The sequence below is a fragment of the Segetibacter aerophilus genome (assembly GCF_007991655.1).
GTDB lineage: Bacteria > Bacteroidota > Bacteroidia > Chitinophagales > Chitinophagaceae > Segetibacter > Segetibacter aerophilus.
Window position 1 is genome coordinate 69,781 of the sequence record NZ_BJYT01000001.1, and the last position, 13,189, is coordinate 82,969.

Sequence of the window (13,189 nt, forward strand, 5' to 3'; positions counted from 1 at the left end):
TTTTCAGGTAGAATTTCATCTCCCGGAAAATTGATTTCGTAAGGCCTGAAATAGCAAGATGCTATGTTGTAGCTGCTTATCATGGAATGATAACTCTTACAATTGTTGTTAGAAAGATATTGTAAGCTCATACTTATCTACAAGTACACTGCATTTAAATCAATTCAAGATTTGAAAAACCTTGCTGAAGATTTTAAGCCGGCAAACAAAAAGTATGGTAAAATGGCTTTAGGTGAAACCTTGCAAGAATGTTTAAAAGAAAGGATTATTGACAATCCAACCTATGACTTCTTCCTAGATATAAAAAATAGATTTAGGGACGGATTTGGACATGCTAATGCTTCAAAAATTTTAAAAGGACAGACTGGAAGATTTATTTTAGGAAAGTTCAATGATTTATTGGCAAGAGAAGTGCAAACTTTAACCTTTCAAAATATTCCTCCTCTTCATGGCGTGGCAGTTCAACAATTTGCATCAGAAAATGGTTGGGGCTATTTTGTAAGCGTTGAGAACTTGGTAAAAAGGACCTTAAGACATTACATCAATGACCTTTTTGATGTTAATATTAAGATGGTAAGCCCACTTCCATAATCCATGAATTAGAAGATGCATTTCCTGCTGCCTGAGTGTGCGACGCAACGATGACGCCCTGAAATACTTCCGCTGGCATAAAAATTACCTTGCAAATCCAACCAGTAATATTTCATCAGCAGCTCAAACAATCAACAATCCTTCGACAAGATCAGGATGACAAATGAGCTCAAGCGCTAATGGTCGTTTAGGGGCATGCCGAGGCGTTGGTAGTCTTTCCAGTTAACGTATTCGGGGGCTTTGCGTTGCTCTACCATGGTGATACAATCGGTGACGGGGCACATGAGCTTGCAGAGGTTGCAGCCTACGCATTCTTCCTCCTTGATGGTGTAGGTGTTGTAGGGGTTGCCGTAATCGAGGCGGATGCTTTGGTGGCTGGTGTCTTCGCAGGCTATGTAGCAGAGGCCGCAATGGATGCACTTGCTTTGGTCGATGTTGGCTACGATGTGGTAGTTGATGTCGAGCTCTTCCCACTTGGTGAGGGTGGGCACGCTGCGACCAATAAAATTGGCGGTGGTGGCGAAACCTTTTTCGTCCATCCAGTTGCTTAGTCCTTCGCAAAGGTCTTCGATGATGCGGAAGCCGTGTTTCATGGCGGCCGTGCATACCTGTACGCTGGTGGCGCCAAGCAGCATGAACTCTGCGGCATCTTTCCAGGTGCTGATGCCGCCGATACCGCTAACGGGAACCTGCCGGGTTACGTCGTTCTGCGCTATGGTGGTGAGGAACTTGAGGGCAATGGGTTTAACGGCGGGGCCGCAATAGCCGCCGAAAGCGCTTTGTCCGCCAACGTTGGGGTTGGGAACGAAGGTATCGAGGTCGACACCGGTAACAGATTGTATGGTGTTGATGAGCGATAGGGCGTTGGTTCCGGCTTCTACGCAGGCTTTGCCGGCGGGTACTACGCTGTGTACGTTGGGGGTTAGTTTGGTAATGACCGGTATGGTTGCAACTTCCATCACCCATTCTACCACCATTCGTGCAATTTCTGGGTCTTGACCAACAGCTGAGCCCATGCCACGTTCGTTCATTCCGTGCGGACAGCCGAAGTTGAGTTCGAGCCCATGAGCGCCGGTGTCTTCTACTTTTTTAATCAGTTCGTGCCAGCTCTGCCGGTCGTTGTCGGCCATCAGGCTCACAATCATTGCCCGGTCGGGAAACTCTCTTACTACTTCGCGGATTTCTCGGAGATTGATATCTAATGGTCGGTCGCTAATGAGTTCGATATTGTTGAAGCCCATCACCCGCTGCCCGCCATAATCTACCGATGAGTATCGACTGCTTACATTCTTTACCTGGCTTCCTAAAGTTTTCCAGACGACACCGCCCCACCCGGCTTCGAATGCTCGTAATACATTATACGCCTTATCGGTAGGTGGTGCACTCGCTAACCAATACGGGTTAGGGGAGTGGATGCCGAGGAAGTTGGTGTGTAGGGAGGCCATGTATAGTTATGAGTTTAGAGTTATGAGTTGTTTGGTGTTTTTTATTTTGGTTGTGGGCTTTTGGGTTCTTTGGGCGCCGTTATTGTGTCACTCACTGCACTTGTTTGGTCTTTGTTCAACTATTTTTGTTTGTTCATTGTTATTGATAGTGTCGAAGCAACTCCTTTCGCTCGTCATTGCGAGGAACGAAGCAATCTGATCTTCGAACTTCATCCTGTTATAGATAATAAAATTACCACTGGCTTATCTCATCCCACAAATCCTTCCATTCCGCATTTTTACTAATTATTAATTTTATCTTACTTGCTCTATTACCTGCCTTTATTCTTTTTTCTTCAGCAATCGCTTCTTCGATAGTTAAATAGTTTTCATAATAAACCAACTTGTCTAATTGGTAAGTAGCCGTAAAGCTATTTGAATATTTCTTCTCTTTATGTTCCTGTATCCTCTTAACAACGTCAGAGGTAACTCCTGTATAAAAAACTTGATTATGAAGATTAGTAAGTATGTAAATAGCTCCTCCTTTTTTCATTGTTGCTAATATTCATAAATCAGATTGCTTCGTTCCTCGCAATGACGAGCAGGTATCTGCAATAAAGCATTGTACCCTTTACCATCGTCTTTAATTTCTTGCTTTCCTCCTTGGTTCATAGTACTTAATATTCATAAATCAGATTGCTTCGTTCCTTGCAATGACAACCCAGGTATCTGCAATAAAGCATTGCAGCCTTTACTATCGCCTTTAATTTCTTGCTTTCCTTCTTGGTTCATAGTACTTAATATTCATAATTCAGATTGCTTCGTTCCTCGCAATGACGGTTGTTTTTTAATTTGTCGTTAAGCAAATATTTCATCTAATTCCTTCAAACTAATTTAAGATTATTCTTACTATCTCCCCATATGTTATTTGTAAACCTTTCACCCCAAACACTGTTTTATAAATAAAAGTAACATTATAATGTTAAGCACTTTCAGGGCTCACGCAGTCACCCTCATATTCCCACACCAATTATTCAGACAGCACCCGGCTGTTTCTGCAGGTAGAAGTGTAATTCTAATAGAAGAATTGCTGTACTTCAATCAATACAATTTCATTAAGCAAAAATTAGTGCTTCATCGGGCAAGTATGAAGTTTTATCAGTCTTACTTAGAACAAAAGCACACGGTAAATTACATAGAAGCGACAGATGAAAATTGCGACGTAAGAAAACTAATACCGGCTCTTGCAAAAGTGGGTGTAACTGAAATACATTATGTAGAAGTATCTGATTATTTGTTGGAAAGAAGGATATCAAAAGCCGCTCAAAAATATGGGATAAAAGTGATCAAGTATCAGAGTCCGAACTTCTTGAGTACGCTTTCTGACGTTGACGATTATTTCAATGAAAAGAACAGATATTTCATGACGGATTTTTATAAGTGGCAAAGGAAGTTAAGGGGAATTTTAATGGAAGGTGGTAATCAACCGGTTGGGGGTAAGTGGTCTTTTGATGAAGACAACCGGCAAAAAATACCTAAGGGAACAAGTATACCAAGGGTAACCTTTCCAGCGGAAAACAAATTTGTAACAGAAGCAAAGGATTATGTTACAAAGAATTATAGTACCAACTACGGTTCGACTACTGTTCAAGCTAATGTTCAAAAAGGATTTTTTCCTGTAACATTTGAAGAAGCAGAACAATGGTTAGAGCAGTTTTTTGAAGAACGGTTTATGCATTTTGGAGTTTATGAAGATGCTATGGTTAGCAAAGAGAACTTTCTATTTCACGGCACACTAACTCCAATGCTCAACATCGGATTACTTAATCCGCACCAAATTATTGATAGGGCTTTAGAAACTGCTGCAAAACATACTATTCCAATTAATTCGTTAGAAGGTTTTATAAGGCAAATTATGGGATGGAGAGAGTACATACATATCGTGTACATGAGAGAAGGTAGCAAGCAAAGGACTAAAAATTATTGGGGTTTTACCCGAAAGATACCTATTAGCTTCTGGAAGGGTACAACAGGGATTGTACCAGTAGATACGGTGATACAAAAGATTCTTAATGTTGGATACTGCCACCACATAGAGAGGCTAATGGTGATGGGAAACTTTATGTTGTTGTGCGAGTTTGATCCCGATGATGTTTACAAATGGTTTATGGAAATGTTTGTAGATGCATATGATTGGGTGATGGTTCCTAACACTTATGGGATGACTCAATTTTCGGACGGCGGCATCATGATGACGAAGCCGTATATAAGTAGCAGCAATTATATAATGAAGATGAGTGACTATAAAAAAGGAGATTGGCAGCTAACCTGGGACGCTTTATTTTGGCGCTTCATGCACGTACATCGGGATGTTATGGGTGCGAATAAAAGACTCTCCATGTTATTAAGGACGTATGATAATATGCCCAAAGAAAAACAACACCTTTTGATGAAAACGGCAAATGATTTTTTACAGCAGTTGGAAGAAGTGTACGAGAAAGCGGTTTAATCATGTGGCCGGTATTGGTCTAACGCTACACGAGCAAGTGTAAGCAAAAGTTGCATTGTCGGCTGCCGCCTTCTTAATTCTTATAAAAATTCTATGTTGCATCTGAGACAACACTTTTATTATAAGCGGGTTCAACAGCAACATCAACTACTCCCAAAAACTCGAGTATTCCCTTCGCTCCATCCTTCCCCGCCTGGACCGCATCAACAACCTCTTTACCACCATTCACCGCATCACCACCGGCGAAAACTTTAGCAACATTTGTACGTCCGTCTTGGGTAATTACCAACTTGCCGGATTTGTTTTCCAATTCGTTTTCTTCAACCAGTTTAGTAAACGGTGTTTGACCTGTTGCTTTGATTACCATATCTACATCTAATGTAAATGTTTCCTTTGTTTCAACAGGAGAGCGCCGGCCTGATGCATCTGGTTCTCCAAGCTCCATTACACTGCACTCAAGACTTGTTACTTTGCCTTTATGTCCGTGTATTTTTTTAGGTGCTGAAAGCCATTTTATCTTACACCCGTCTAACAACGCAATATCCATTTCATGCTGTGTGCAAGGCATTTCTGCATGTGTACGACGGTACACAATTGTTACTTCCGACGCACCCAAACGTTTAGCTTGAGTGGCTGCATCAATAGCAGTCATCCCTAAACCAATCACTGCAACCTTATCACCAACTGGAACATAACTGTAGCCTTTATCTCTTAGATTATAAATGAAATCTATTGCATCAACAACGCCTTCCAGTTCTTCTCCTTTTATACCTAAGTTTCGCGTTAGTCCAACACCGATACCAAGATAAACAGCATCGTATTGTTGCGTTAGTTCTTCGAGTGTTACGTCTTTGCCTAACTCCTGGTTATACTTTACTTCAATGCCACCTATTGATAAAATATATTCAACTTCATCTTCACAAAACTCTGGTGTTACTTTGTAGGCTGCAATTCCAAACGTCATCAATCCGCCGCCTTTGTTTTCCTTTTCATATATGGTTACATCAACCCCTTCACGACTTAAAGAATGAGCACATGATAGCCCTGCCGGGCCTGCACCAACTATGGCTACTTTCTTTCCGTTTGATTGCTTGCGTTCGAATAGTTTCCATTTGTCTTCAATAGCTTTTTCCGTGGAATAGCGTTGAAGCTTAGCGATAGGGATAGGCGGCTCCTCTAAGAAGTTATACACACATGCTCCTTCACATAACTTTTCAACAGGACAAACCTTACCACAACCTGCACCAAAGATGTTGGATGATAAAATAGTTTTAGCCGAACCTTTAATATTCTCCGTTGAAATCTGCTTGATGAACTTCGGAATATTAATGCTTGTGGGGCATGATTTCATGCAGGGGGCGTCGTAGCAGAACAGACAGCGGCTAGCTTCCACCAAGGCCGAATCGTGGCTTTCAAAAGGAGGATGAATGTCGGCGAAGTTGAGGGTGTATTGTTCAGCGCTTAAACGGTTATTAGTAATCATAGTTTAGAGTTATGAATTATGAGTTATGAGTGTTGATCATAACTCTGAACTCTTTGATTTAAAGTATCTTTCTTTAGTTGTTAAGATGATGCTTGATAAAATTCTAATTATCTCTACGCAGCTATTATTTAAGTCGTTAAAACTATTATTAGTTATATAATTACTATCCTTTAATAAACTTAACCAATAATTTGTTTCTCGAGCTTCCTTTAATGCAATCCCTAACTTATGAACAAAATCTCTTTTAGATTCACTTAATACTGCCTCGTTCACATTTGCTCCAATAGAAGTTCCAGCTCTTAGTAATTGTTTAGAAAGTACATATTCTTTCGTTTCTGATGTTAGTTGCTTATACAGTTTTATTATGTCTAATGCAAAAGCGTACGCCTTTCCTGCAATTATACTTTGTTTATTCTTTGCTTCGCTCATAATTCATAACTCTAAACTTATAACTCAAGAACACCCATAACTCATAATTCTAAACTCATAACTCTACGAGCTTCTGATACGTTTCCGGCCTTCGGTCTCTGAAGAACTGCCACGTATTTCTTACGTCTTCAATCAGATCCAGGTCTAAGTCTGCTACCAGCAATTCATCTTTATCTTCAGACGCTTCCGCTATGATTTGTCCGCGAGGATCGACGAAATAGGAGGTGCCGTAGAACCTTCCCAAGTTCCAAGGCTTCTCTTCACCAACCCGATTAATGCAGCCCATAAAGTAACCATTAGCAGCAGCATGAGCGGGTTGCTCCAACTTCCATAAGTATTGGCTTAATCCAGCTACGGTTGCCGAGGGATTGTAAACTATTTCAGCTCCATTTAAACCCAGTACTCTTGCACCATCCGGAAAATGCCGGTCGTAACAAATATATACTCCCACTTTAGCATACTGAGTTTGAAAAACAGGATAACCTAAGTTACCGGGTTTAAAGAAAAACTTTTCCCAAAACCCTGAAGTGTGCGGTATATGATTTTTGCGGTACTTTCCCAGATAAGTTCCATCAGCATCAATGACTGCAGCGGTATTATATAGAAAGCCGGCTTGTTCCTTTTCATAAATAGGAACGATGATAACCATGTTATACTTCTTCGCATAATCTGCCATCAAATCCGTAGTAGGACCGGGGCAAGTTTCTGCGGATGCATACCATGCTTTATCCTGTCCTGGACAGAAGTAAGGAGTATTAAATATCTCTTGCAAGCAGAGTATTTGTACACCTTGCTCACCTGCTTTTTCAATCAAAGGGATATGTTTCTGTAACATTGCTTCCTTTATCTCCTCAATCGTTCCTTCACCTTCTGTTTTCGGCAGCGACATTTGGATGAGGCCGGATTTTATTATGCGTGACATTTGTTGAGTTTATTTCTGTTAGCGGCAACTAAGATCCATGTACTTCCTTGTAATATTTACAAACACTACTCATTATGCACTCTTCATGTTGAGGATGTGAAGGACGGCAGGTTTCTCTGCCTAAAAACGAAATTGCCATTCCGGCTTCTCCCCATTGCGATTGAGGGATCTGTTCCATTATCTGTAGCTCAATTTTTTTTGGATCAGTACCGGTTGCAATTCCTAATCTTGGTGCCACTCGTACAACGTGCAGGTCAACCATTACACCTTCTGCCTCTGCACCTGCTTCTCTCAAAATAACATTTGCAGATTTTCTTCCGATTCCTGGCAAAGCAACCAGTTCCTCCATAGTCAGAGGTATGTTTTCATCTGCTTTAATTTGCTTGGCAATTCCAGTCAGCCATTTTACTTTATTAGCAAAATTTCTAACCTTACCTACTAAAGGAAACAGCGTATCAGTTGTTGCATTACTCAACGCTTCCATATTGGGAAAGTGCGTGAACAGTTCCGGTGCAAGCGAATTGATGTGCTTGTCGGAGTCCTGCGCTGATAAGACTACCATGACCAGAAGCTGGTAGATATTTTTATATTCGAGAGGATGTTGTCTGCCTTTGTATTTTTCAATTAGAGGAGTTATTGCATCTGCCCAATCAACTTTTTGTGACATTGTTTTTGATTTACATTTTTAAATACCTGTTTCTACAGTACTTCTATTTTTGCTATTACTTTAAATGTTTTGAGACACTTTTTTTCTCTTTACAAATTGCCCATACCCTTTATCAATTAAACACTCATTATTATCAATAGCAACTTTACCACGTAACAAAACAGTCTTCACTTTCCCCGTTACTTCCCATCCTTCATAAGCACTATAATCAGTATTCATATGATGTGTATCAACAGAAATTGTATGCTTAGTATTTGGGTCAAAGATTACAATGTCAGCATCTGAGTCAACAGCTATTGTTCCTTTCTTTGGAAACATGCCAAAAATCTTTGCAGCATTTGAACTTGTTACTTCAACATATTTATTCAAACTGATTTTCCCTTTTGCTACACCTTCACTAAATAGCAGTTCCATTCTATGTTCTATCGCCGGATGCCCGTTTGGTATTTTTGAAAAATCATCTTTACCCATGAGCTTCTGTTCCCATTTAAAAGGACAGTGATCTGTCCCAACTATTTGCACTAATCCCTGATTTATTCCTGCCCAAAGTGTTGCCTGGTCTTTCTTTTCACGAAGGGGAGGAGACATTACCCATTTAGCTCCATCAAAATCTTTTTCATATAATGAAGCATCTAATACTAAATATTGAATACATGTTTCAACAAAAACTTTTTGATTTCTTCTTGTTGCATTTCGAACGGCATTCAATGCTCCTTCACACGTTAAGTGAACGATATAACCGGGACATTCAGTGTAATTAGTCATGTCAACAAAACGCTCTGATGCTTCGGCTTCGGTTACTTCGGGTTGGGATAAGTAATGATATAAAGGTGATAACTTTCCTTCCGACCTATGCTTTTGAACAAGGTAATCAATCACATCACCATTGGTTGCATGAACTGTTACCATCCCGCCTTGTTGCTTTACTTCTTCCATTAAACCAATCATTTGTCGGTCGTCAATCATCAAAGCACCTTTATATGCCATGAAGGTTTTGAAGGACGTTATCCCTTCTTCAACCATCTCTTTTATCTCGCCTTTAGTGTTATCATTAAAATCTGTAACAGCCATGTGAAAACTATAGTCACCAACAGCATTGCCTGTTGCTCTTCCGCTCCATTCATCAAATGCTGCTCTTAATGAATTGCCTTGCTTTTGCAAAATAAAATCTATAACAGTGGTAGTGCCGCCGTATAATGCTGCTCTTGTGCCTGTTTCATAAGTGTCGCTGCTGAAGGTTCCCATAAAAGGCATTTCGAGATGCACATGCGGATCTATTCCGCCCGGAAATATCAGCATGCCTTTAGCATCAATAATTGAATCAACCTTTTCTGGCAGTTTTTTCCCTATCGCAGAAATCTTTTCGTTTTCGATTAAAATGTCAGCAACATAATCATCTGTTGCTGTTATAATTCTTCCATTCTTGATTAGCGTTGACATAAGCCGTGTCTGTTTTCTAAGTTATGGTTGTGCTTCTAGGTTTACAGGCATACTTTCATATTGTTCTTCTGTATTTGCTTCCGTTGTTCTTGTCATCAACACTCTGTAAACGATTGCTGATATTATAAATCCTGCAAACCATGCGTAACTATAAATGCCGGTAACCCATGGCCAAAAAGCATCTTTAGCTACAAGGTTTACATTAACTAAAAAACCGGGGATATTTGGAACAATACCAGCTAGCAACGCAATGATTGCTTTCGAGTTAAAGCCGTTCACGAAACTGTATTCACCTTTCAATCTATATAAGTGATCTACGTTTAGTTTTTGCTTGCGAACGAAATAATAGTCGGCTATCATTATTCCACCTATTGGTCCAAGTAGACTTGAATACCCAACCAACCAGGTAAAAATGTATCCATTAGGGTCGGCAATAAGTTTCCATGGGAAAATAAGAATACCGATAATGCCGGTTATAAATCCGCCTGTTCTGAAATTAATTTTTAAAGGAGATAGGTTGGCAAAATCGTTTGCAGGACTAACGATGTTTGCTGCAATGTTTGTTGCTAATGTTGATATAGCAACAGCAATCATCGCAATACTTACTAACAACTTACTTGAAAACTTACCTGCGAGAACCAACGGATCCCAAATAGTTTCACCATAAATAATAACGGTTGCAGATGTAACAACAACGCCAATGAAAGCAAACAAAGTCATTGATGGAGGAAGTCCTATTATTTGTCCGTTGATTTGCGCTTTTTGACTTTTAGCATAACGTGTAAAATCAGGAATGTTTAATGATAACGTTGCCCAAAAACCGACCATACCCGTAAGACCCGGAACAAAGAAATGCCAGAAGTCAGCATTAGTTGCAAACTTCGAGGGTTGACTTAATATTGGTCCTAACCCATTGCCTGCACCTATTGCCCAAAATAATAATGCTAGTGCTGCAATTGGTAGAAAGAAAGCTTTAAACACCAGTAGTTTCCTTATGCTTTCCACACCTAAGTAAACAACAAACATGTTCAGCAACCAAAACAGGAAGAAGCACAATGCTGGTCCTGTTTGCAACGTCCATGAAGCAGGAAATATTTGTGGTAAAGAATCGATAGAAGGTATCCAAAGTCGGGTCATTAAATACATTGCATAACCACCAATCCAAGCCTGTATTCCGAACCAACCACATGCAACGATCGCTCTTAAAATTGCAGGTATGTTAGCACCTCTTACGCCAAAGCTTGCCCGTGCAAACACCGGAAATGGTATTCCATATTTTGCTCCTGCATGTCCATTTAATATCATTGGAACAAGCACAATTGTATTGCCTAAAAAGATAGTAAGTATAGCTTGCCACCAATTCATTCCACCACCAATCAAACTACTTGCAAGCATGTAAGTAGGTATACACAAACTCATGCTAATCCACAAAGCTGCATAGTTCCATGTATTCCACGTTCGCTTACTTAAGGGGACCGGAGCAAGGTCTTTGCTGTAAAGGGAAGTGTTTGTCTGGGTTGTTGCTTCGTTCATGAAAAGATGTTTTATTTGTCTGAACCAGGATTTGGTGGGATTTATGGGATTAGTGGGATGAGGATGAAGGCTTTTAACTTTCCTAATAATCCTTCAAATCTTTATCAATCATGGTTTAGACATTTCTCCGTGTCTTCTGTGTATCACTCTTGTTTTTCTCTGTGGTTAAATTGTCTTTCTTTTTCGCCTCACACAACTTCCGCATCCGCAATCTTCAACGCTTCACTTATTAACTCCAACCCCTCATCAATCTGATCTTTAGTAACAATTAAGGGCGGAGCAATAAAGATGAAGCCCCATCTAACAAAAGTGTACATACCAAGTTCTTTAATCTTAGCAGCCACTTTATTCATCACAACCATTTCATCCGGTTTGGCATTGAAAGGAGCAAAGGGTTCTTTTGTCTTTCTATTCTTTACCAATTCCATACAACCTAACAATCCCTGATTCCTCCAATCTCCAATTGAAGGATGTTTAAGTTTCATCTCTTCAATGCGCTGATCTAAATATTCACCCATCTCTTTTGCATTCTCAATTAGATTATCTTCTTCATAGATATTCAACACTTCCAAAGCTGCAGCACAAGAAACAGGATGAGCAGAGTAGGTGAGGCCAAGGGCTAAAACATTATCATCATACCTGGCAGCAATCTTATCACTAACCATTAAACAACCAAAAGGAAGATAGCCACAAGTCAGCCCTTTAGCCATTGCAATCATATCCGGTACTATTCCGTGATGCTCAAATCCAAACCACTTACCAGTACGACCGAAGCCACTCATCACTTCATCAATAATTAACAATATCCCGTGCTTATTACATATTTCTCTAACAGCTTTTAAATATCCTTGAGGATACATAAAGCAACCCGATGAACCCGATTGACCCTCTAACAAAATAGCAGCAATATTTGCAGGACCTTCGTACGCAATAATGCGTTCTAAAGAAGCAATGCTATCTTTTAATAAGTTCTCGTTGCCATATTCCCAGCGATAGGCATAAGGCAAATCAAAGTGAACAAAGTTTGGAGCTTGTTGACTATCAACAGGAAGTTTACGAGGGTCGCCACTCGCAGTCATAGCACCATTAGAAGATCCATGATAAGACTGATAACGACTTAATATTTTATGACGACCAGTATATAAACGAGCAAGCTTAATTGCATTCTCAATAGAAGTAGCTCCGCATAAAGTAAAGAAAGCCTTATTCAAATCACCAGGACAAATCTCTGCTAACTTCTTACCTAAGTCGCCACGAACTTTAGTAACACAACTTGGCGTAACATAAGCTACTTGCTGCATTTGATTAACTACCGCTTGTGTTACACGTTGATCCCCATGTCCAATGTTTACATTCATTAATCCTGAAGAAAAGTCAATGTAACGTTTACCATCATAGTCATACAAGTAAACACCTTCGCCATACTTAACTGCAATAGGGTTACTACCTTTTTGTTTGCTCCATGAGAATAAAGTATAGTCGAGGTTGTTTTGAATAATTTCTTCGGTTTCAGATTTTGATGGTGCAATAGTTTTTAACATCTTTAAATATTTTATTTCTAAGAATAGCATTAAGCCCAAAGGCCTTGTTGATTGTGCAACTTACTGTTGTTGCTAATCTTCGTCCATCGGTTTAAATCCAATCATTCTCCTTTTTGATTTCGGCTGATCTAATAATCGTTTTAAGGCCTGAAAGATTATTGCGATATCCTGCTTATTTTCTTTTACATCCTTTTCCATTTGTTCCAGCTTTAGCAAAATTTCCTTATTGGTCAACAACATCTCTCATCTTTGTGAATATCCTAATTATCTGAATATGCACTTGTACTGCTATCGCACTATTCAGTACGCCTGAAAGCATAGAAACCCCTTGTTCGGTGAAAGCAAAAGGTCTTTTTCTTAATCCCATTTTTACTGAATTGGAAATCACAGTTTGTGATTTCCAATTTTCGAACTCTTTTATAGAAAGTTGAAATATGAAATCTTTAGGAAAGCGGTCTATATTTCTTTGTACTGCCTGATTCAACACGCGCGTTTCGACCCCGTACATTTCTGCTAAATCTCTATCAAGCATAACTTTTTTACCTCGTATAAGATAAATCCTGCTTATCACAGCTTCATCTGGTAAAACTAGTTTGATAGAATTTTTAACTTTTGCCATATTTTATAAGTTCAAAAATTGGATATGACAT

The 13,189-nt window shown here is 39.7% G+C and carries 13 protein-coding genes; 2 read left to right on the forward strand and 11 right to left on the reverse strand.

Annotated elements, in window-relative coordinates; genetic code table 11:
• Positions 1-171: 171 nt before the first annotated feature.
• Positions 172-591 (forward strand): hypothetical protein, encoded by a 420-nt coding sequence (locus SAE01_RS00270; RefSeq protein WP_147201528.1) that lies wholly within the window; start codon positions 172-174, stop codon positions 589-591.
• 176 nt (positions 592-767) lie between these two features.
• On the opposite strand, the gene preA is transcribed toward SAE01_RS00270, so the two are convergent.
• Together preA and SAE01_RS00280 are read right to left on the reverse strand one after the other, a co-directional pair.
• Positions 768-2,036, reverse strand: a complete 1,269-nt coding sequence (gene preA / locus SAE01_RS00275) for an NAD-dependent dihydropyrimidine dehydrogenase subunit PreA (RefSeq protein WP_147201529.1) — start codon at positions 2,034-2,036, stop codon at positions 768-770.
• Positions 2,037-2,268: 232 nt separating this feature from the next.
• Positions 2,269-2,568 (reverse strand): GIY-YIG nuclease family protein, encoded by a 300-nt coding sequence (locus SAE01_RS00280; protein ID WP_147201530.1) that lies wholly within the window; start codon positions 2,566-2,568, stop codon positions 2,269-2,271.
• A 426-nt stretch (positions 2,569-2,994) separates the two neighbouring features.
• Here SAE01_RS00280 and SAE01_RS00285 point away from each other — a divergent pair, with 426 nt between their 5' ends.
• Positions 2,995-4,524: a cryptochrome/photolyase family protein gene (locus SAE01_RS00285; protein WP_147201531.1), complete on the forward strand. Its 1,530-nt coding sequence runs from the start codon at positions 2,995-2,997 to the stop codon at positions 4,522-4,524.
• Between the two features lie 91 nt (positions 4,525-4,615).
• On the opposite strand, the gene SAE01_RS00290 is transcribed toward SAE01_RS00285, so the two are convergent.
• The 9 genes from SAE01_RS00290 to SAE01_RS00325 form a co-directional block, all read right to left on the reverse strand.
• Positions 4,616-6,007 carry an NAD(P)-dependent oxidoreductase gene (locus tag SAE01_RS00290; RefSeq protein WP_147201532.1) on the reverse strand — a complete coding sequence of 464 codons (1,392 nt, stop codon included), beginning with the start codon at positions 6,005-6,007 and terminating at the stop codon, positions 4,616-4,618.
• 36 nt (positions 6,008-6,043) lie between these two features.
• Entirely contained in the window at positions 6,044-6,436 is a 393-nt protein-coding gene (locus SAE01_RS00295) for a four helix bundle protein (RefSeq protein ID WP_147201533.1), read from the reverse strand.
• A gap of 55 nt (positions 6,437-6,491) precedes the next feature.
• The gene (locus tag SAE01_RS00300; RefSeq protein WP_174834593.1) at positions 6,492-7,358 is read right to left on the reverse strand and encodes a nitrilase-related carbon-nitrogen hydrolase; all 867 of its coding nucleotides are present in this window, start codon (positions 7,356-7,358) and stop codon (positions 6,492-6,494) included.
• A gap of 28 nt (positions 7,359-7,386) precedes the next feature.
• Positions 7,387-8,025, reverse strand: a complete 639-nt coding sequence (locus SAE01_RS00305) for an endonuclease III domain-containing protein (protein WP_147201534.1) — start codon at positions 8,023-8,025, stop codon at positions 7,387-7,389.
• A gap of 60 nt (positions 8,026-8,085) precedes the next feature.
• Positions 8,086-9,465, reverse strand: a complete 1,380-nt coding sequence (gene hydA / locus SAE01_RS00310) for a dihydropyrimidinase (protein ID WP_147201535.1) — start codon at positions 9,463-9,465, stop codon at positions 8,086-8,088.
• Positions 9,466-9,486: 21 nt separating this feature from the next.
• Positions 9,487-10,998 carry an NCS1 family nucleobase:cation symporter-1 gene (locus SAE01_RS00315; RefSeq protein WP_147201536.1) on the reverse strand — a complete coding sequence of 504 codons (1,512 nt, stop codon included), beginning with the start codon at positions 10,996-10,998 and terminating at the stop codon, positions 9,487-9,489.
• Between the two features lie 188 nt (positions 10,999-11,186).
• Positions 11,187-12,539, reverse strand: a complete 1,353-nt coding sequence (locus tag SAE01_RS00320; RefSeq protein WP_147201537.1) for an aminotransferase class III-fold pyridoxal phosphate-dependent enzyme — start codon at positions 12,537-12,539, stop codon at positions 11,187-11,189.
• A gap of 72 nt (positions 12,540-12,611) precedes the next feature.
• Positions 12,612-12,737, reverse strand: a complete 126-nt coding sequence (locus SAE01_RS25030; protein ID WP_262713347.1) for a hypothetical protein — start codon at positions 12,735-12,737, stop codon at positions 12,612-12,614.
• Positions 12,738-12,762: 25 nt separating this feature from the next.
• Positions 12,763-13,158: an ORF6N domain-containing protein gene (locus SAE01_RS00325; RefSeq protein ID WP_147201538.1), complete on the reverse strand. Its 396-nt coding sequence runs from the start codon at positions 13,156-13,158 to the stop codon at positions 12,763-12,765.
• Between the last annotated feature and the right edge of the window lie 31 nt (positions 13,159-13,189).